This window comes from Duganella sp. CT11-25 (genome assembly GCF_047302815.1).
GTDB lineage: Bacteria > Pseudomonadota > Gammaproteobacteria > Burkholderiales > Burkholderiaceae_D > Rugamonas.
This window is the reverse complement of sequence record NZ_JBKBFD010000001.1, coordinates 2,421,491-2,440,893: the sequence shown is the minus strand read 5'-3', so window position 1 is coordinate 2,440,893 and position 19,403 is coordinate 2,421,491. Positions and strand designations below refer to the sequence as shown.

The window sequence follows — 19,403 nt, the reverse complement described above, 5'->3', positions numbered from 1 at the left end:
TAGATTGGGCAGCAATTGAAACGGATAGCAATCGGCGTCCAGTACGACGGCACCGCGTGGCACGGCTACCAGAAACAGGAAGACGGCCACACGGTCCAGGATAAGCTGGAGCAGGCGCTGGAGAAATTCGCCAGGGTGCCCTTGGCCACCACCTGCGCCGGCCGCACCGACACCGGCGTCCACGCGCTGGAACAAGTCGTCCACTTTGACACCGACCTCGACCGCGACACCCATTCCTGGGTGCGCGGCGTCAACGCCTTCCTGCCGCCGTCGATCGCCGTGCGCTGGGCCAAGCAGCTGGACGGCGACCCGACCGTCAACGATTTCTTCCACGCCCGCTTCAGCGCCCGCGCCCGTACCTATCACTATGTGCTGTACAACAATCCGACCCGCTCGCCGCTGCTGGAGGGACGCGCCGGCTTCTGCTTCCGCCCGCTGGACGTGGAGCTGATGCGGCAGGCCGTCAAGCCGCTGATCGGCTGGCACGACTTCACCGCCTTCCGCGCCGCGCAATGCCAGGCCAAGTCGCCGGTCAAGCTGATGCACGACATCCAGATCAAGCGGGTCGGCGAGCTGGTGGTGTTTACGATTACCGCCAACGCCTTCCTGCACCACATGGTGCGCAACCTGGTCGGCTCGCTGGTCTATATCGGCACCGGGCGCGAGAAGCCGGAATGGCTGGGCCAGTTGCTGGAAACCAAGGACCGCCACGCCGCCGCGCCGACCTTCATGCCGGACGGCCTGTACCTGGCCAAAATCGATTACGACCCCAAATGGGAACTGCCGCTGGAGAGCTCCAGCGCGCTGCCCTGGTTTTAAAGGACATACGCATGCCACGTACCCGCATCAAGATCTGCGGCCTCACCCGCCCGGAAGACGTGCAAGCCGCCGTGGCCTCGGGCGCCGATGCGATCGGCTTCGTGTTCTATCCGAAGAGTCCGCGCTACGTGACGCCAGAGCGGGCCGCCGAGCTGATCCGCGCCGTGCCGCCCTTCATCACCTGCACCGGGCTGTTCGTCAACGCCTCGCCGGAACAGGTGGCGGCCACGTGCAAGGTGGCGCCGATCTCGCTGATCCAGCTGCACGGCGACGAAACGGTGGCGCAGTCCGCCGCCATCGCGGCGGCGGCCGGACGACCGTTCATGCGGGTGTTCCGCGTCAAACCTGACACTCTGCCGTCCGATTTGTTAGAATACGAGCAGCAATGCCGCGCCGCCAGTCCCTTGTTCACCAGCCTGTTGCTGGATACCTATGTGGATGCCTATGGCGGTGCAGGAAAGGGTTTTGATTGGTCTCTCATTCCAAAAGATCTCGCGCCTCGGGTCGTTTTAAGTGGTGGCTTGAGCGTACACAACGCGACTGACGCGGTGGTCGGTGTACGCCCCTACGCCGTCGACATCAGCAGTGGTGTCGAAGCGGCCAAGGGGATCAAGGATGCCCGCAAGATCGCCGACTTTGTCGCGGCGGTGCGGGCCGGAGATGCCATTATTGAAAGCGAAACCCATCATGAACGCTCCAGCGAAGGCCCTGTTCCACGCTAAAGACTACGACCTGCCCAACGAAAAAGGCCATTTCGGCCCGTATGGCGGCTCGTTCGTTGCCGAAACCCTCACTTACGCGCTTGCCGAGCTCAACGAAGCTTACGAGCGCTACAGCAAAGATCCCGAGTTCCTCGAAGAGTTCCGTTACGAGCTCAAGCACTTTGTCGGCCGTCCGTCGCCGATCTATCACGCCAAGCGCTGGTCCGAGCTGGCCGGCGGCGCGCAGATCTACTTCAAGCGCGAAGACCTGAACCACACCGGCGCCCACAAGATCAACAACGTCATCGGCCAGGCCTTGCTGGCCAAGCGCATGGGCAAGCCGCGCATCATCGCCGAGACCGGCGCCGGCCAGCACGGCGTCGCCACCGCCACCATCTGCGCCCGTTTCGGCCTGGAGTGCGTGGTCTACATGGGCAGCGAGGACGTCAAGCGCCAGGCGCAGAACGTCTACCGCATGAAGCTGCTGGGGGCGACCGTGGTGCCGGTGGAGTCCGGCTCCAAGACCTTGAAGGACGCGCTCAACGAAGCAATGCGCGACTGGGTCACCAACATTGAAAACACCTTCTACATCATCGGCACCGTGGCCGGCCCCCATCCTTACCCGATGCTGGTGCGCGACTTCCAGTCGGTGATCGGCGAGGAATGCCTGGTGCAGATGCCGGAAATGACCGGCCGCCAGCCGGACTACGTGCTGGCCTGCATCGGCGGCGGCTCGAACGCGATGGGCATCTTCTATCCGTATATCGACCAGGAGGACGTCAAGCTGATCGGCGTGGAAGCGGCGGGCGAGGGACTGGACGGCAACAAGCACGCGGCGTCGCTGACCAAGGGCTATCCGGGCGTGTTGCACGGCAACCGCACCTATCTGCTGCAGGACGAGAACGGCCAGATCATCGAGACGCATTCGGTCTCGGCGGGCCTGGATTATCCGGGCGTGGGGCCGGAGCACGCCTACCTGAAGGACAGCGGCCGCGCGCAATATGTCTCGATCACCGACGACGAGGCGCTGCAGGCTTTCCACGATTGCTGCCATATCGAAGGCATCATCCCGGCGCTGGAATCGTCGCACGCGCTGGCCTACGCGGCCAAGCTGGCGGCAACCTTGCCGAAAGATCAAATCGTTTTAGCCAACCTGTCGGGCCGGGGCGACAAGGACATGCATACGGTCGCCGAGCGTATGGGTTTGAACTTCAATTAAGGAAAACAGCATGTCCCGTATCGCAGCAACTTTCGCCGCCCTGAAGGCGCAAAACAAAACCGCCCTGGTCACCTTCATCACCGCCGGTGATCCAGCCCCCGAACTGACCGTGCCGCTGATGCACGCCCTGGTGGCGGGCGGCGCCGACATCCTGGAACTCGGCGTGCCGTTTTCCGATCCGATGGCCGAAGGCCCGGTGATCCAGCGCGCCTGCGAGCGCGCGCTGGCGTTCGGCGTCGGCATCAAGGACGTGTTCGGCTACGTGGCCGAATTCCGCAAGACCAACCAGACCACGCCGGTGGTGCTGATGGGCTATGCCAACCCGATCGAGCGCATCGGCCCGGACAACTTCATCGCGCAATCGACGGCGGTGGGGGCGGACGGCGCCATCGTGGTCGACTATCCGCCGGAAGAGTGTGAAGTGTTCGCGGCAGCCATGCGCGCCGCCGAGCTGGACCTGATCTTCCTGCTGGCGCCGACCTCGACCGAGGAACGCATCGCGCAGGTGGCCAAGGTCGGCGGCGGCTTCAGCTACTACGTCTCGCTCAAGGGCGTGACGGGCGCGGGCAACATCGACACCGTCGAGGTGGCCGAGCGCCTGACGGCGATCCGCAAGCACGTCAAGCTGCCGATCGGCGTCGGCTTCGGCATCCGCGACGGCGCCACCGCGCGCGCCGTGGCCGAGGTGGCCGATGCGGTCGTCATCGGCAGCCGCATCATCCAGGAAATCGAAAACACCGGCAAGGACGGCGCGGTAGCAGCTGTGCAATCTTTCGTTTCCGGCATCAGAACCGCGCTCGACGCTTGATTTTCCTCAACTGCGCCGCCTTTTTTGCTGGCTCGGCAAAGGCGGCGCAGGCCTGATTCTCCTAGTGCTTTTCCTCTAAAACCCCGCCATTTTCATGACGAAGTTTAAAAATTGTTGTACTGCAAAGTTCGACAGGGGGGCGAGAAACAGCTACACTTCGGCCACAAGTTAGCTGCAAGGAGAATTTATGAGTTGGTTGGAAAAACTGCTGCCCCCACGAATCCAGCGTTCCGACGCTGCCGCACGCAAGACCATGCCCGAGGGCCTGTGGGTCAAATGCCCGTCCTGCGAAGCCGTGCTGTACCGTACCGATCTGGAATCGAACCTGCACGTTTGCCCCAAGTGCGACCATCACATGCGGATCCGCGCCCGTGAACGCCTCGACAGCCTGTTCGACGCCGGCGGCCGCTACGAAATCGGCATGGACACGCTGCCGGTCGATACGCTGAAGTTCAAGGACAGCAAGAAATACCCTGACCGCCTCAAGCAAGCGATGGAAGCCACCGGCGAGACCGATGCGCTGATCGTCATGGGCGGCGCCATCATGAGCATGCCGGTCGTCGTGGCCTGCTTCGAATTCGAATTCATGGGCGGCTCGATGGGCTCCGTGGTCGGCGAGCGCTTCGTGCGCGGCGCGCAAGTGGCCCTGGAACAGAAAGTACCGTTCATTTGCATCACCGCCACCGGCGGCGCCCGCATGCAGGAGGGCCTGCTGTCGCTGATGCAGATGGCCAAGACCACCGCCATGCTGACCAAGCTGTCCGACAAGAAGCTGCCGTACATCAGCGTGCTGACCGATCCGACCATGGGCGGCGTGTCCGCGTCGTTCGCCTTCATGGGCGACGTCGTGATCGCCGAACCGAAGGCGCTGATCGGCTTCGCCGGCCCGCGCGTGATTGAAAACACCGTGCGCGAGAAATTGCCGGAAGGCTTCCAGCGCGCCGAGTTCCTGGTCACCAAGGGCGCGGTCGACATGATCGTCGACCGCCGCAAGATGCGCGAAGAAATCGCCCATCTGCTGGCATTGCTGCAAAATCAAGCGGTAGAAGTCATCGCCTAAGAAACGACCGCTTCCCCACGCTACGGCGCGCAATCGGCTATCATGCCGGCCTGCGCGCCGTTTTACATTTCAGAGCCCACATCATGTCGAACCTTCCAACTACTTTGCCCGCCTGGCTTGCGCTGCTTGAATCGCGCCATGCCGAAACCGTCATCAACATGGGCCTGGACCGCGTTCTCGCTGTCAAGGAACGCCTGCAGCTGAGCTTTAGCTGCCCCGTCGTCATGGTGGCGGGCACCAACGGCAAGGGTTCGACCTGCGCCATGCTGGAATCGGTGCTGATGCGCGCCGGCTACAAGGTCGGCCTGTACATCAAGCCGCACTTCCTGGACTTCAACGAGCGCGCCCGCGTCAACGGCGAGCTGGCCAGCGACGAGGTGCTGGTGGCGGCCTTCAACACGGTCGAAGCCGCGCGCGGCGACACCGTGCTGACGTACTTCGAATTCACCACGCTGGCCATCATGCACCTGCTGTCCGGCGCCGGCATGGATGTCGTGATCCTGGAAGTGGGCCTGGGCGGCCGCCTGGACGCGGTCAACATCGTCGATGCCGACGTGGCCATCGTCACCAGCGTCGATATCGACCATACCGACTACCTGGGCGACACCCGCGAGGCGATCGGCTTCGAGAAGGCCGGCATCTTCCGCGCCGGCAAGACCGCGATCTGCTCCGACCCGGTGCCGCCGCAATCGCTGATCGACCACGCCAACGCCATCGGCGCCGACTTGTGGATCATGGGCCGCGACTTCAATTATTCCGGCGACAAGCAGCAATGGAACTACGGCGGCCGCGCGCAGCGCCGCAATTCGCTGGCCTATCCTAGTCTGCGCGGCGCCAACCAGATCCTCAACGCCTGCGCCGTGCTGGCCGCGCTGGAAGCGCTGAAGCTGGAACTGCCGGTCGGCGCGCAGGAAGTGCGCACCGGTCTGGTGACGGTCGAACTGCCGGGCCGCTTCCAGGTGCTGCCGGGCCGCCCGACCGTGATCCTCGACGTCGCCCACAATCCGCACGCGGCCTCGGCGCTGAACCAGAACCTCGGCAACATGGGCTTCCACCCCTACACCTATGCCGTGTTCGGCTCCATGCACGACAAGGATATCGACGGCGTGATCGCCGCCATGTCCGAGCATGTCGACCACTGGTGCCTGACCGACCTGCCGTCGCCGCGCGCCGCCGGCGCCTCGGAACTGGCCGCCAAGGTGCAAATCGTGCAACCCGAAAAAGCCGAGCGCACCATCAATATCTTCGCCGATCCGGCCGCCGCATACGCAAATGCGATGAGCCGGGCCGGGGAGAATGATAGAATTGTGGTCTTTGGATCTTTCCTCACGGTCGCCGGTGTCATGGCGGCGCGAAAATCCTCATTCCATTGAACGCACAGGACTGAAATCACGCATGGGCTTGTTCTCGAAACTCGGTAAAAACAAGCAAGAGTCGGCTGGCGCTGGTCAGGACAGCGGCTATTACACCAGCGCAGATGACCAGGCCGCGACGGAGCGCGCACGCGCCAAGCGCGCCTCGTCGGCTGACGGTTCCGCCAAATCCCGCCGCTCCAAGGATCGCGACAGCGATGATCCTGTGTTGCCGGAAAAGAAACGCGCGCGCCGCCGCCTGGTCGGCGCGATCGCGCTGGCGCTGGCGGTCGCCGTCGGCTTGCCGATGGTGCTGGATTCCGAGCCGAAGCCGCTGGCGTCCGACATCGATATCAAGATTCCATCGAAGGACAAGCCTGCCGCACCTGTGCCTGCCGCCGCCGCGGTGACGGCCAGCGCTTCGCTGGACAGCAAGGAAGAAATCGTCGACGACGTCAAGCCGGCCGCCAGGCCGGCGGTCGTCGCGCCGCCGGCGGTAGCCGCCGTCAAGGTCGATAGCGCCAGGCAGGAAGCGGAAGCCAGACTCAAGTCGGAAGCCCTGGCCAAGACCAAGGCCGAGCACGAGTTGAAGGCCCGCCAGGAAGCCGATTACAAGCAGGACCTGGAACGCAAGCAGGCCGAGGCCAAGGCGGAAGCCAAGCTCAAGGCCGACAAGGAAGCGGCCGAGCGCAAGCTGGCCGCCGCCAAGCCGGCCGCCGACAGCGCCAAGCCTGCGGCCGCGAAGTCGGAAGACGCGCGCGCGCTGGCTATCCTGGAAGGCAAACCCGCCGCCGCCGAGTCCAGCCAAAAATTCGTCTTGCAAGTGGCCGCGCTGGCCGACCAGGACAAGGTCGACGAGTTGCGCGAGAAACTGAAAAAAGCCGGCATCAGCTCCTTCACGCAGAAGGCGCCCACCGGCGGCGTGACGCGCATCCGCGTCGGCCCGTTCAGCAACAAGGAAGAAGCCGAGAAAGTGCGCGCCAAGCTGACCAGCATGGGCTTGAACGGCCGACTGGAAACCGTCTGACGTGACGATGTTCGATTACCTGGTGATGTTCGTGCTGGCGGCGTCGGTCGTCATCAGCATGATGCGCGGGCTGGTCAAGGAAGTGCTGTCGCTGGCCGGGTGGGTGGTGGCCTTCGTGGTCGCCAACGCCTACGCCGCCGCGCTGGCCCCGATGTTGCCGCCGGTGGTGCCGGGCGAGGTGCTGCGCCTGATCCTTGCGTTTATCGCATTGTTTATCGGCGTGAAGATATTAACGGGCCTGCTGGCCATGGCGCTGGGCGCCTTGCTCGACGCCGGCGGCCTGAGCATCGTCGACCGCCTGCTTGGCGCCGTGTTCGGTCTGGCCCGTGGCCTTGTAATTGTGTTGGCGGCCGTCATCTTATGTGGGATGACGTCCCTGCCGAAGCAGGATTTTTGGAAGGATGCGTTGTTGAGCCCGTACGCCGAGAGCGGCGCGCGCATGGTGAAAACCTTCCTTCCCGCTGCGATGGCGCAGCATGTGAACTTTTGAATTCTTTAAATCTGCGTTTTTAATCTGTAATACCAGTCCAGGAGCACCATCATGTGTGGCATCGTCGGCGTCGTTTCCCATCAACCTGTCAATCAACTGCTGTATGACGCATTGTTGCTGCTGCAGCACCGCGGCCAGGATGCAGCGGGTATCGCGACCAATCACAGCAGCATGTTCGCCATGCACAAGGCCAATGGCCTGGTGCGTGACGTCTTCCGCACCCGCAATATGCGTACCTTGCAAGGCAATTCCGGTATCGGCCATTGCCGCTATCCAACCGCCGGCTCGTCGAGCGAGGAAGAAGCGCAGCCGTTCTACGTCAACGCGCCGTTCGGCATCACGCTGGCGCACAACGGCAACCTGACCAACTGGGAACAGCTCAAAAAGGAAATGTTCCAGAACGACCGTCGCCACATCAACACCGATTCCGACTCGGAAGTGCTGCTGAACGTGCTGGCCCACGAAATCCAGAAAGCCACCACCGGCATCTCGATCGACGCCGACACCATCTTTGAAGCCGTGACCGTGCTGCATCGCCGCGTGCGTGGCGGCTACGCCGCCGTGGCGCAGATCGCCGGCGTCGGCCTGCTGGCGTTCCGCGATCCGTTCGGCATCCGCCCGCTGTGCCTGGGCATCAACGAAACCGAACAGGGCGCCGAATACCTGATCGCTTCCGAGTCCGTGGCGCTGGAAGGCATGGGCTTCCGCTTCGTGCGCGACATCGCGCCGGGCGAGGCCGTCTTCATCGACGCCGACAAGCAGCTGCATTCGCGCCAGTGCGCCGACAATCCATCGCTGAACCCGTGCGTGTTCGAGTTCGTCTACCTGGCCCGTCCCGACTCGGTCATCGACGGCGCCTCGGTCTACGCCACCCGCTTGAAAATGGGCGAGTACCTGGCCGAGAAGATCAAGCGCGAATTCAAGGATGGCGAGATCGACGTCGTCATGCCGATTCCGGATTCGTCGCGTCCGGCGGCGATCCAGCTGGCGCTGGCGCTGAACGTGGAATACCGCGAAGGCTTCATCAAGAACCGCTACATCGGCCGCACCTTCATCATGCCCGGCCAGGCCGCGCGCAAGAAATCCGTGCGCCAGAAGCTGAACGCGATCGCCTCCGAGTTCAAGGACAAGGTCGTGCTGCTGGTGGACGATTCCATCGTGCGCGGCACCACCAGCCGCGAGATCGTGCAGATGGCGCGCGAAGCAGGCGCGAAGAAAGTGATCTTCGCCTCGGCCGCGCCGCCGGTGATCTACCCGAACGTGTACGGCATCGACATGCCGACGCGCGACGAGCTGATCGCCTACGGCCGCACCACCGAGGAAGTCTGCCGCGAGATCACCGCCGATCACCTGGTCTACCAGGACATCGAGTCGCTGAAACGCGCGATCTCGGACGTGAACCCGGCGCTGAAGAACTTCGAGGCTTCGTGCTTCGACGGCATCTACGTCACCGGCGACGTGTCGCGGGAGTATCTGGACAAGCTGGAATACGAGCGCCATCATCCAAGCAAGGCCGCCGCGCCGGAGGATGCGGGCCGCTCGCAACTGAATCTGAATCTCGCGACCGCCGAAGGCTGATGTCGCGGCCCGGTACAGTGCGAGCTGTACCGGGCTTTTTTTTCGAATAGACACACATGAACGACAAGAAAAACTACGGTTTCACCACCACCATCCTGCACAACGACCGCCAGAAAGGCATCGAGCACGGTTCGCTGCACAAGCCTATCCACACCTCGGTCGCCTTCGGCTACGCCGATGCGCGCCAACTGGCGTCCGTGTTCCAGGGCAAGGAGCCGGGCTTCCGCTACGGCCGCCAAGGCAACCCGACCATCTCCGCGCTGGAAGACAAGGTCAACAAGATGGAGCAGGGCGTCGGCACCATCTGCTTCGCCACCGGCATGGGCGCGATCGGCGCCGTGTTCCAGTCGCTGCTGCGCGCGGGCGATCACGTGGTGTCGTCGGCCTTCCTGTTCGGTAACACCAACAGCCTGTGGCAGACCGCGATGGCGCAGGGCGTCGGCGTCTCGTTCGTCGACGCCACCGATGTCGTCAACGTCGAAGCGGCCATCACGGAGCAGACCCGCATCGTCTTCGTCGAAACCATCGCCAACCCGCGCACGCAAGTGGCGGATCTCAAGCGCATCGGCGAGCTGTGCAAGGCGCGCGGCATCCTCTACGTGGTCGACAACACCATGACCACGCCGTATCTGTTCCGTCCGAAATCGGTGGGCGCGGGCCTGGTGGTCAACGCGCTGACCAAGTCGATCTGCGGCCACGGCAACGCCCTGGGCGGCAGCCTGACCGATACCGGCGAGTACGACTGGACCCGCTACCCCAACATCTTCGAGAACTACAAGAAGGCCGCGCCGCCGCAATGGGGGCTGGCGCAGATCCGCGCCAAGGGCTTGCGCGACTTCGGCTCCTCGCTGGCGCCGGATGCGGCCCACCACATCGCCGTCGGCGCCGAGACGCTGGCGCTGCGCATGCAGCGCACCAGCGCCAATGCGCAGGCGCTGGCCGAGCTGCTGGAGTCGGACGAGCGCGTGGCCGCGGTCTACTATCCGGGCCTGAAGTCGCATCCGCAGCACGCCATCAGCGGCGAGCTGTTCCGCAGCCATGGTTCCTTGCTGAGTTTTGAGCTGAAGGACGGCATCGACTGCTTCGACTTCCTGAATCGCCTGAAGCTGGCGATTCCGGCGTCCAACCTGGGCGACAACCGCACGCTGATCATTCCGGTCGCGCACACCATCTTCTTCGAGATGGGCGCCGAGCGCCGGGCGTCGATGGGCATCGCCGAATCGCTGATACGGGTCTCGGTCGGCATCGAAGACACCGACGACCTGCTGGACGACTTCAGCTGCGCGCTGGAAGGCTGCTGACATGAAGGCGGCGCTGCTCCTGCTCATGCTGACCGGGTCCGCCCTGGCCGGCGAGCAGGATCAGCGCCAGGCCCGCCTGGCCGAGATCGCGTACTACACTACGGACTACGACGGCGCCGATATTTCCATCTCCAGGTTCCGCTGCCAGTTGCCGTCCGTCCCGCCGCGCCCGGTCGCGGCCGGCGACAGCGAGGCGCTGATGCGGGCGCTGGCCGCCTGGCACGCTTGCTACCAGCGGTTCCTCGACAACTACACTGCCGCGCTGCCGGTCGGCCGCAGCATTCCCGCCGACCTCGCCGACCTGATGACGGATGCAGAACTGCGCGCCGCCCAGGCGCTGATGAGCGAAGTGTTCGTGCGGATGGCGGAGGAGGCCAGGCGCCAGGTCGATGTGGTCGCGCTGGTGGAAGCCGCGTGGGACGGCAAGCAGGGCGATATCGCACTGGGGGCGCGCGCGGCGCCGCACCTGCCGGAGACGGCGGCCAGGCGCTAGCGTTTGGCAGGAATTGATGCAATATTGACTGTTCAATAGCGGTGGATCTTGCTAGTCTGCGCAGCATGACCACACCATTCCACCTGAAGCACCGCCTGGCCCTGGCCGGCGCCATCTTGCTTGTTGCCTCCGCCCGCGCCGCCGCGCCGGCCACCGACGCCGAGCTCCTCTCCATGATGAAAACCCGCGTCGATGTCGACCACGCCGGCACCGGCATGGTGGTCGGCCTGATCGACGCCGGCGGCAGCCATGTGCTGGCCTATGGCAGCCTGAGCGACGGCGGCGCGCCGGCCGATGCGGACACGGTCTACGAGATCGGCTCCATCACCAAGGTCTTCACCGCCACCATCCTCAGCGACATGGCGTTGCGCGGCGAGGTGGGCCTGGCCGACCCGGTGGCGCGCTATATGCCGGCGGCCGCGGCGCCGCCGGCGTTCGGCGGCCGCCAGATCACGCTGGCCGACTTGTCGTCGCAGGTGTCCGGCATTCCCGGCATCCCGACCAACCTGGCGCCCAAGGACGAGGGCAATCCCTTTGCCGACTATACGGTGCCGCAGCTGTATGCATTTGTGCATGGCTACACTCCGACGCGCGCGGCGGGCGAGCGCTACGAGTATTCGAACGCGGGTGTCGGCCTGCTGGGCCATGTGCTGAGCTTGCGCGCCGGCGCCGACTACGAAACCCTGGTGCGCCAGCGCATCACAGGCAAGCTGGGCATGGACAGCACGGCGATCGCGCTGACGCCGGCGATGCGCCGGCATCTGGCGACCGGCTACGGCATGCCGGGCATGGCGGCGCCCAACTGGGACATGCCGGTGCTGGCGGGCATGGGCGCGCTGCGCTCATCGACGGCGGACATGCTGAAATTCGTGGGGGCGAACATGGGCTTGCCGAAGTCGCCGCTCTACGGCGCGATGCAGGCCACGCACCAGCCGCGCCATGCGGTCGAGGGCAAGCCGGAATTGTCGGTGGGGCTGGGATGGCATGTGCTGGAGCAGCACGGTGCGCACATCGTCTGGCATAACGGCGGCACGGCAGGCTACCGCACGTATATCGGCTTCGACACCAGCACCGGCCGCGGCGTGGTGCTGATGTCGAATTCGCACATGGGGTCGGACGATATCGCCAGGCGCGCGCTCAACAGCGCCTTCCCGCTGATCGTGCCGAAGCCGATGGCGATGTAGGGCTTAGTGCCAGCTGCGCATCAGGCCGACGGCCAGGCCTTCCAGCGCGAATTCTTCCTCGGGATCGACGGTGATGATCTTGAAGTCCGGGTTCTCCGGCAGCAGTTCGACGGTCGATCCGGTCTTGCGGTAACGCTTGACGGTGACGTCGTTGCCGATGCGGGCGACGACGATCTGGCCGTTCTTGGCGCTGTCCACCTTCTTCACGGCCAGCAGGTCGCCGTCCATGATGCCGGCGTCGCGCATCGATTCGCCGCGCACCTTCAGCAGGTAGTCCGGCTTGGACGAGAACATGGCCGGATCGACGCTGTAGCTGGTTTCCAGGTTTTCCTGCGCCAGGATGGGCGAGCCGGCGGCCACGCGGCCGATCAGTGGGAGCGACATCATCAGCGATACCGGGACTTTCGACGCTGCCGGCTCGGCGTGCGCTCCCAGCAGGCGGATGCCGCGCGAGGTGCCGGCGGCGATCTCGATCGCGCCCTTGCGGGCCAGCGCCTGCAAATGCTCCTCGGCCGCGTTGGCGGACTTGAAGCCCAGTTCGTTGGCGATCTCGGCGCGGGTCGGCGGGAAGCCGGTGTTCTCGATGGCATCCTTGATCAGATTGAGAATTTGTTCCTGGCGTGCGGTGAGCTTGATCATGAGTGCGGTATTGGCCTGTGTATATAGACAGTCTGTATTTTTGTACAGTATGGGCTGTAATGCAAGGGAATTTGTTGCTTTCAACGAAATAAGATGAAAAAAGTTTGTGCGGCGGCCTCATAGGGGCGGCGCGGCGCCGTCATAGGGGCGCGGAGCGGCTGGACTTCCGCCGGGAATGCTGATATAGTCGCGGGCTTACCTCTTCCCACACCTGTCTTGACGCCAGGGTGGGCTATATTCACAGTCCTTAAGGGAGTTTGCATGCGTCACTATGAAATAGTATTTATCGTCCATCCGGACCAGAGCGAGCAAGTGCCCGCCATGATCGAACGTTACAAAGCAACCGTAACGACCCGCGGCGGCGCCGTGCACCGTGTTGAAGATTGGGGCCGTCGTCAAATGGCTTACTCGATCCAGAAACTGGCTAAAGCACACTACATCTGCCTGAACATCGAATGCGACAACGAGACCCTGGTCGAGCTGGAAACCGCATTCAAATTCAATGATGCAGTTCTGCGTCACCTGACCGTCAAGCTGAAGAAAGCGGAAACCGCTCCTTCGCCGATGATGAAGTCGGTACAGCGTGAAGATGCAGCGAAATCGCATCGCACCGAAGCTCCAGCAGCAGCTGCCGCTCCTGCGGCCTAATTGTTTAAAACCGGGCTGAAACAGCTCCAGTGAATCAGAGCCAATTTATTGCCTTGATCGCCGAACGGGACGCCTTGCGCTACACCCCGGCCGGTATGCCGATCGTGAACGCTGTACTCCAGCACCGGTCGCAGCAGATGGAGGCGGGCATCGCCCGATTGAGCGAGTTTGAAATTGCCGCGGTTGCCGCGGGCGAGATTTCAGGCCGCTTCAGTCAGGCGCCACTGGCCGGCATGTACCAGTTCACCGGTTTTTTGAACAAGAAGACACGCAATAGCAAAAGCCTGGTGTTTCACATCATTGATTTTAGTGCTGTCACAGACAGCTCAATTTAAATACAGGAGCCTAAAATGGCATTCGGTAAAAAGTTCGACAAAAACAAGCTCAAGCTTAAAGAAAAGCGCAAGCAACAAAACCCACTGTTCAAGCGCAAGAAGTTCTGCCGCTTCACCGCAGCAAACGTGGAACAGGTTGACTACAAAGACGTCGACACCCTGAAGGACTTCGTCCAGGAAAACGGCAAAATCATGCCAGCACGTCTGACCGGTACCAAGGCGCACTACCAGCGTCAAGTTGACACCGCAATCAAGCGCGCTCGCTACCTCGCGCTGCTGCCTTACACCGATCTGCACCACGCTTAATTGCGTCGTCTAGATAAGATCCTGGAGAAGAACTATGCAAATCATTCTGTTAGAAAAAGTCGTCAACCTGGGCAACCTGGGTGAAGTCGTTAAAGTTAAAGACGGTTACGCACGTAACTTCCTGATTCCGCAAAAAATGGCTCGCCGCGCTACCGCGTCCGCCGTTGCTGAATTCGAAGTCAAGCGCGCTGAACTGGAAAAAGCTGCTGCCGCCAAACTGGCCGCCGCCCAAGCCCAAGGCGAGAAACTGAACGGCATGACCGTGACCGTTTCGCAAAAAGCCGGTGTAGACGGCCGTCTGTTCGGCTCCGTCACCAACTTCGACATCGCTGAAGCGCTGACCAAAGCTGGTTTCGCCGTTGAAAAAGCTGCCGTGCGCATGCCTACCGGTCCTCTGAAGACCACCGGCGAGCACCCAGTCAGCGTCGCTCTGCATACCGACGTGGTGGTGGAAGTGACCGTTGCCGTCGTAGGCGAAGCTGCCTAATACTTGACCGGGCGGAAACGCCTGTCGAGTTTGCAACACCCTTGAAAAAAGCCGGGCTTAGCCCGGCTTTTTTCTCGTCATAAATTTTGTAGTCCGGCACAAGCAGGTATAATTCGCGCCATGAACACCCCCTCCGATCCGCAACTAGATTCACTCCGCGTCCCGCCGCATTCCATCGAAGCAGAACAGTCCGTCATCGGCGGCCTGCTGCGCGATAATGCTGCGTTCGACCGCATTGCGGACATGATGAATCCGGACGACTTCTACCGCTACGACCACCGCATCATCTTCGAGCAGATCGTCAAGATGATCAACGGTTCCAAGCCGGCCGACGTCATCACCGTGTTCGAGAACCTGACCCAGATGGGCAAGGCCGACGACGTCGGCGGCCTGGCCTACCTGAACGCGATGGCGCAGAACACGCCGTCGGCGGCCAACATCCGCCGCTACGCCGAGATCGTGCGCGACCGCTCCATCCTGCGCCAGCTGATCACCGTGGCCGACGAGATTTCCGGCCAGGCGTTCACGCCCCAGGGCAAGGAAGTCAAGCAGATGCTCGACGAGGCCGAGTCGAAGATCTTCGCCATCGCCGAGCAGGGCGCGCGCGGCGCCGCCGGCTGGCTGCCGGTGCAGCCGCTGCTGACCCAGGTGGTCGAGCGCATCGACGAGCTGTACTCGCGCGAAGGCCAGTCCGAGATCACCGGCGTGCCGACCGGCTGGATCGACCTCGACCGCATGACCTCCGGCCTGCAGGCGGGCGACATGGTGGTCGTGGCGGGCCGTCCGTCGATGGGCAAGACGGCGTTCTCGATGAACATCGCCGAGAACGTCGCGGTGGAAGAGGGGCTGCCGGTGGCCGTGTTCTCGATGGAGATGGGCGGCGTGCAGCTGGCCATGCGTATGCTGGGCTCGGTCGGCCAGCTCGACCAGCACCGCCTGCGCACCGGCAAACTGAACGACGAGGATTGGCCGCGCCTGACGCACGCCATCCAGAAAATGAACGACGCGCAAGTCTATATCGACGAGACCCCCGCGCTGAACCCGATCGAAATGCGGGCCCGGGCGCGCCGCCTGTCGCGCCAGTGCGGCAAGCTGGGCCTGATCGTGGTCGACTACCTGCAACTGATGCAGGGCTCGCAGCAGGGCGACAACCGCGCGGCCGAGATTTCCGAAATTTCGCGATCGCTGAAAGGCCTGGCCAAAGAGCTGCAGTGCCCGGTGATCGCGCTGTCCCAGCTGAACCGCTCGCTGGAACAACGTCCCAACAAACGTCCCGTCATGTCCGACCTGCGCGAATCCGGCGCGATCGAGCAGGACGCGGACGTCATCATCTTCTTGTATCGCGACGAGGTCTACAACCCGGACTCGCCCGATAAAGGAACGGCCGAGATCATCATCGGTAAGCAGCGTAACGGCCCGATCGGCTCGGTACGCCTGACCTGGATCGGCCAATACACCAAGTTTGGTAACTACACCGGTAACCTGGCGCTGTACCAGGGCGATTAATCTTTACGCCGGCCCACCAGGCCGGCGCCTGCAGTAAATATAAACGGAGAAAGACATGTTTGGACGCTTGATGCCCACCGAGGGCAAATTTTTTGACCTGTTTAACCAGCACGCCGACCTGTGCGTCAAAGGTGCAAAAGAGATGCTGGGCCTGATGTCCAACTTCGATGACCTGGAAAATCGCGTGCACGCGATCGAAAGCATCGAGAAGCAAGCCGACAAGATCACCTACGCCACGGTCGACCTGCTGCACAAGACCTTCATCACGCCGATCGACCGCGACGACATCCACAAGCTGATCACCCGCATGGACGACATCCTGGACCTGCTGGAAGACGCCGGCCAGACCGTCTCGCTGTACGACCTGCATTCGGTGACGCCGGAAGCCAAGCGCCTGGCCGAGCTGGTGCTGGCCTGCGCCGAGAAGGTGCGCGACGCCGTGGCGCTGCTGCACAACATGGACAACTCGCGCCAGATCGTCGCCATCTGCGAAGAGATCGACCGCCTGGAATCGGACGCCGACCACGTGATGCGCGCCGCCATGTCCAAGCTGTTCCGCGACGAACCGGACGTGCGCAACCTGATCAAGATGAAGGCCATCTACGAACTGCTGGAGACGGTGACCGACCGTTGCGAAGATGTGGCCAACATCATCGAAGGCATCATCGTCGAAAACGCATAATTAAAAAGATCTCCGATGAATACCATACAAATGAGCATCTACGTGCTGGGCATCCTGATTGCCCTGGCGTTGGTGTTTGACTTCATGAACGGCTTCCATGACGCCGCCAACGCGATCGCCACCGTGGTCTCGACCGGCGTGCTGAAACCGCAGACCGCGGTCGCCATGGCGGCCTGCTTCAACTTCGTCGCGATTTTCGTGTTCCACCAGCTGACCGTGGCCGCCACGGTGGGCAAGGGCACCATCGATCCCGGCGTGGTCGACCAGTACGTGATCTTCGGCGCGCTGGTGGGCGCCATCGTCTGGAACATCTTCACCTGGTACTACGGCATTCCCTCGTCGTCCTCGCACGCGCTGATCGGCGGCCTGGTCGGCGCGGCGGTCGCCAAGAGCGGCACCGGCGCGCTGATCTCGGCCGGCCTGATCAAGACGGTGGTGTTCATCGTCCTGTCGCCGCTGCTGGGCTTTGTGTTCGGTTCGCTGATGATGCTGCTGGTGTCGTGGGTGTTCGTGCGCTCGACGCCGCGGCGGGTCGACAAATGGTTCCGCCGCCTGCAACTGCTGTCGGCCGCTTCGTACAGCCTGGGCCACGGCGGCAACGACGCGCAAAAGACCATCGGCATCATCTGGATGCTGCTGATCGCCGCCGGCTACTCGAAGGCCAGCGACGCCATGCCGCCGCTGTGGGTGATCATCTCCTGCTACACGGCGATCTCGTTCGGCACGCTGTTCGGCGGCTGGCGCATCGTCAAGACCATGGGCCAGAAGATCACCAAGCTCAAACCGGTGGGCGGCTTCTGCGCCGAGACCGGCGGCGCCATCACGCTGTTCACCGCGACTGCGCTGGGCGTGCCGGTCTCGACCACCCACACCATCACCGGCGCGATCGTCGGCGTCGGTTCGGCGCAGAAGATGTCGGCGGTGCGCTGGGGCGTGGCGGGCAACATCGTCTGGGCCTGGATCTTCACCATCCCGGCCTCGGCGTTCGTCGCCGCGATCGCCTGGTGGATCGGCCAGCACATCCTGTAAAAACCAAGGGAGCTTCGGCTCCCTTTTTTATGGTCCGCGTTCCGGCTGCACACCAAGGCGCCGATACGCCTCATCCAAGACTTTACGACGTTCCGTTTCGGGCAAGCCTGGCGGCAGCACGACGGTAGTTCGATTGCCGTTTGTACTCTTGAGAACGTAGGTGTATTCCGCATCTGGATTGCGAGGGAAATATCGATGAATAATCCATATGCAAAGGATTGCTGCCAGCATGGAAATGGTCATCCAGGAGCCAATCAAAAGCAGCCCTTCAATCACACTTCGCCAGTTCATCTTTCACCTCCTCGCAACCCATCGGGTACCACGGCGATCAGCCAAATTATAGCGCCGATAAAAGTCGAGGTTCGCTCGCCATCCATATCGCCAAGCGTATCGCTGCCGTTCATCAGGCTGAGGTGCAGGCTAACGGCCCAAGCTATTAAACCTATCCACAAAATAAGATTCGTCAGTTGCGCCCGATGGTCGTCGCTGCGATCAAAGGCGATACTGTCCGGGGTCTCGCTGTCGGTTTTTGGAAGCTCTCTTGCGCGCGTGAAGGGCAGCATCATGCCCAATGCAGCTCCACCAACGGTCGGTCCAATGAATGCAACAGCGCCGGCATCATGCAGACTATTGCGTAGCAAAAATTCAAGAGCCGCCATCAACCATGGGAATAGCCAAGTCAGGATTCTGAGTTCCATTTTTTTTGTTGGCGTGGGGATGAAAGCATTTAATGTATGGCCATCCTCAAAGCGGCAAGTTGATCTGGATTGCGGTAGAATCGAAAATCCATTGAGGGGCTGAGCATGCAGGCAATCGATTTCGCGACGTTGACGCAACTGGCTGAAGCATCGGCTGCGGTGACGGGCGAGTGCAGTTGCAACACCGAGCCGCTGCTGGCCTGGCGCAAGCTGCCGATGACGCTGGAGCTGGAGCGTTTCGAGGAAGTCGCCACGCTGGTCGAGGATCCGTATGGCGATCCGACCTACACCGAATACCATCCGGACGGCACACGCTACGACAGCGAGGACGCGCCCATCGCGCCGCGCTACTATCCATTCAACCGCTGCCAGGTCGCCCGCTGCATGAACTGCGGCCGCCACTACCTGCGCTACAACGAGGCCGGCGGCTACTTCACCGAACTGCGCATCCGCGCGCTGCAGCCGCAACTGCTGGTTGACGCCGCGCTTTAAATGTCGTCCAGCCAGTTCTGGATTTGCAGGCCGGAATAAGCCGCAAAGTCCCGCACATTGTTGGTAACCAGTGTGACGTCCAATGAGATGGCGTGCGCCGCGATCAGTTTGTCGAGCTGATCTCTTTTTCGGTCGCGCGTCGCCCATCGGATAGGGGCGTAGGCGTGTGCGGCCGCATCGTCGAACGGTGCGACGATGATGTCGCGTGTAAGATCAGAAGCTTTCACGGTCCTTCTGCTCTCGCATCTGGTTTTAATGTAGGCGGTAATCGAAGGATTGTAAATACAGGGATGTACGTTGTTTGATGCAGCTAAATGGAGTCGGATGCGCTGAATACTGTTCGGCGCATCACGAGCGGCGTGATGCAGGCCACTGCCAGGGCAGGCTGACGTCCAGGTACACCCACGCCCGTGGCATCGGTAGCGCCAGCCCCCCCCCAGCAGCATGCTCAGCGCCACAGCCAGGCCGGTGTTTATCGCCGCCGGTCACCCATGATGCTTGCCCGAAGCATGCCGCTGTTGCGCACGGCTGAAGCCGGATACGCTATCA

At 62.5% G+C, this 19,403-nt stretch carries 23 protein-coding genes and 1 pseudogene; 20 read left to right on the top strand and 4 right to left on the bottom strand.

What is annotated here, in order from left to right; all coding sequences use genetic code 11:
• Nucleotides 1-15: 15 nt before the first annotated feature.
• The 12 genes from truA to ACEN9F_RS10295 all read left to right on the top strand — a co-directional run bounded on the left by truA (nt 16) and on the right by ACEN9F_RS10295 (nt 12,032).
• Nucleotides 16-819 (top strand): tRNA pseudouridine(38-40) synthase TruA, encoded by an 804-nt coding sequence (truA, locus tag ACEN9F_RS10350; protein WP_413419938.1) that lies wholly within the window; start codon nt 16-18, stop codon nt 817-819.
• An 11-nt stretch (nt 820-830) separates the two neighbouring features.
• Nucleotides 831-1,541, top strand: coding sequence for a phosphoribosylanthranilate isomerase (locus tag ACEN9F_RS10345; RefSeq protein WP_413419937.1), 711 nt, complete (start codon nt 831-833; stop codon nt 1,539-1,541).
• Nucleotides 1,507-2,739 carry a tryptophan synthase subunit beta gene (gene trpB, locus ACEN9F_RS10340; RefSeq protein ID WP_413419936.1) on the top strand — a complete coding sequence of 411 codons (1,233 nt, stop codon included), beginning with the start codon at nt 1,507-1,509 and terminating at the stop codon, nt 2,737-2,739. The genes ACEN9F_RS10345 and trpB overlap by 35 nt, the downstream gene beginning before the upstream one ends.
• 10 nt (nt 2,740-2,749) lie before the next feature.
• Complete coding sequence (gene trpA, locus ACEN9F_RS10335; protein ID WP_413419935.1) at nt 2,750-3,547, top strand: tryptophan synthase subunit alpha; 798 nt, start codon at nt 2,750-2,752, stop codon at nt 3,545-3,547.
• 187 nt (nt 3,548-3,734) lie between these two features.
• Nucleotides 3,735-4,607, top strand: coding sequence for an acetyl-CoA carboxylase, carboxyltransferase subunit beta (accD, locus tag ACEN9F_RS10330; RefSeq protein WP_413419934.1), 873 nt, complete (start codon nt 3,735-3,737; stop codon nt 4,605-4,607).
• 83 nt (nt 4,608-4,690) lie between these two features.
• On the top strand, nt 4,691-5,980 hold the full coding sequence (gene folC / locus ACEN9F_RS10325; RefSeq protein ID WP_413419933.1) for a bifunctional tetrahydrofolate synthase/dihydrofolate synthase: 1,290 nt from the start codon (nt 4,691-4,693) through the stop codon (nt 5,978-5,980).
• A gap of 22 nt (nt 5,981-6,002) precedes the next feature.
• A complete protein-coding gene (locus tag ACEN9F_RS10320; protein WP_413419932.1) occupies nt 6,003-6,986 on the top strand; it encodes an SPOR domain-containing protein in 984 nt (327 codons plus the stop codon).
• Between the two features lies 1 nt (nt 6,987).
• Complete coding sequence (locus ACEN9F_RS10315; protein WP_413419931.1) at nt 6,988-7,476, top strand: CvpA family protein; 489 nt, start codon at nt 6,988-6,990, stop codon at nt 7,474-7,476.
• A 51-nt stretch (nt 7,477-7,527) separates the two neighbouring features.
• A complete protein-coding gene (gene purF, locus ACEN9F_RS10310; protein WP_413419930.1) occupies nt 7,528-9,054 on the top strand; it encodes an amidophosphoribosyltransferase in 1,527 nt (508 codons plus the stop codon).
• Nucleotides 9,055-9,110: 56 nt separating this feature from the next.
• Complete coding sequence (locus tag ACEN9F_RS10305) at nt 9,111-10,355, top strand: cystathionine gamma-synthase family protein (protein ID WP_413419929.1); 1,245 nt, start codon at nt 9,111-9,113, stop codon at nt 10,353-10,355.
• Nucleotides 10,356-10,380: 25 nt separating this feature from the next.
• The gene (locus ACEN9F_RS10300; RefSeq protein ID WP_413419928.1) at nt 10,381-10,848 is read left to right on the top strand and encodes a hypothetical protein; all 468 of its coding nucleotides are present in this window, start codon (nt 10,381-10,383) and stop codon (nt 10,846-10,848) included.
• 65 nt (nt 10,849-10,913) lie between these two features.
• Nucleotides 10,914-12,032 (top strand): serine hydrolase domain-containing protein, encoded by a 1,119-nt coding sequence (locus ACEN9F_RS10295; RefSeq protein ID WP_413419927.1) that lies wholly within the window; start codon nt 10,914-10,916, stop codon nt 12,030-12,032.
• Nucleotides 12,033-12,035: 3 nt separating this feature from the next.
• Here ACEN9F_RS10295 and lexA read toward each other — a convergent pair whose 3' ends face one another.
• Nucleotides 12,036-12,671, bottom strand: a complete 636-nt coding sequence (lexA, locus tag ACEN9F_RS10290; RefSeq protein WP_413419926.1) for a transcriptional repressor LexA — start codon at nt 12,669-12,671, stop codon at nt 12,036-12,038.
• Nucleotides 12,672-12,932: 261 nt separating this feature from the next.
• Here lexA and rpsF point away from each other — a divergent pair, with 261 nt between their 5' ends.
• From rpsF to ACEN9F_RS10255, 7 genes are all read left to right on the top strand, one after another.
• Nucleotides 12,933-13,319 carry a 30S ribosomal protein S6 gene (rpsF, locus tag ACEN9F_RS10285; RefSeq protein WP_413419925.1) on the top strand — a complete coding sequence of 129 codons (387 nt, stop codon included), beginning with the start codon at nt 12,933-12,935 and terminating at the stop codon, nt 13,317-13,319.
• 29 nt (nt 13,320-13,348) lie between these two features.
• A complete protein-coding gene (gene priB, locus ACEN9F_RS10280; protein ID WP_413419924.1) occupies nt 13,349-13,654 on the top strand; it encodes a primosomal replication protein N in 306 nt (101 codons plus the stop codon).
• Nucleotides 13,655-13,669: 15 nt separating this feature from the next.
• Nucleotides 13,670-13,960, top strand: a complete 291-nt coding sequence (gene rpsR / locus ACEN9F_RS10275) for a 30S ribosomal protein S18 (protein ID WP_008450941.1) — start codon at nt 13,670-13,672, stop codon at nt 13,958-13,960.
• A 34-nt stretch (nt 13,961-13,994) separates the two neighbouring features.
• Nucleotides 13,995-14,447, top strand: a complete 453-nt coding sequence (gene rplI, locus ACEN9F_RS10270) for a 50S ribosomal protein L9 (protein WP_413419923.1) — start codon at nt 13,995-13,997, stop codon at nt 14,445-14,447.
• A gap of 120 nt (nt 14,448-14,567) precedes the next feature.
• Nucleotides 14,568-15,953, top strand: coding sequence for a replicative DNA helicase (locus tag ACEN9F_RS10265; protein WP_413419922.1), 1,386 nt, complete (start codon nt 14,568-14,570; stop codon nt 15,951-15,953).
• Between the two features lie 55 nt (nt 15,954-16,008).
• Entirely contained in the window at nt 16,009-16,635 is a 627-nt protein-coding gene (locus tag ACEN9F_RS10260; RefSeq protein ID WP_413419921.1) for a DUF47 domain-containing protein, read from the top strand.
• Between the two features lie 15 nt (nt 16,636-16,650).
• On the top strand, nt 16,651-17,664 hold the full coding sequence (locus tag ACEN9F_RS10255; protein WP_413419920.1) for an inorganic phosphate transporter: 1,014 nt from the start codon (nt 16,651-16,653) through the stop codon (nt 17,662-17,664).
• Between the two features lie 27 nt (nt 17,665-17,691).
• Here ACEN9F_RS10255 and ACEN9F_RS10250 read toward each other — a convergent pair whose 3' ends face one another.
• Nucleotides 17,692-17,955, bottom strand: a complete 264-nt coding sequence (locus tag ACEN9F_RS10250; protein ID WP_413419919.1) for a hypothetical protein — start codon at nt 17,953-17,955, stop codon at nt 17,692-17,694.
• The gene (locus tag ACEN9F_RS10245) at nt 17,952-18,362 is read right to left on the bottom strand and encodes a hypothetical protein (RefSeq protein WP_413419918.1); all 411 of its coding nucleotides are present in this window, start codon (nt 18,360-18,362) and stop codon (nt 17,952-17,954) included. Before ACEN9F_RS10245 ends, ACEN9F_RS10250 begins: the two co-directional genes overlap by 4 nt.
• A gap of 105 nt (nt 18,363-18,467) precedes the next feature.
• Here ACEN9F_RS10245 and ACEN9F_RS10240 point away from each other — a divergent pair, with 105 nt between their 5' ends.
• Nucleotides 18,468-18,854 (top strand): hypothetical protein, encoded by a 387-nt coding sequence (locus ACEN9F_RS10240; protein ID WP_413419917.1) that lies wholly within the window; start codon nt 18,468-18,470, stop codon nt 18,852-18,854.
• Here ACEN9F_RS10240 and ACEN9F_RS10235 read toward each other — a convergent pair.
• Nucleotides 18,851-19,066, bottom strand: a pseudogene (locus tag ACEN9F_RS10235) (VapC toxin family PIN domain ribonuclease); the annotation flags it as partial. The gene ACEN9F_RS10240 and the pseudogene ACEN9F_RS10235 overlap by 4 nt on opposite strands.
• Between the last annotated feature and the right edge of the window lie 337 nt (nt 19,067-19,403).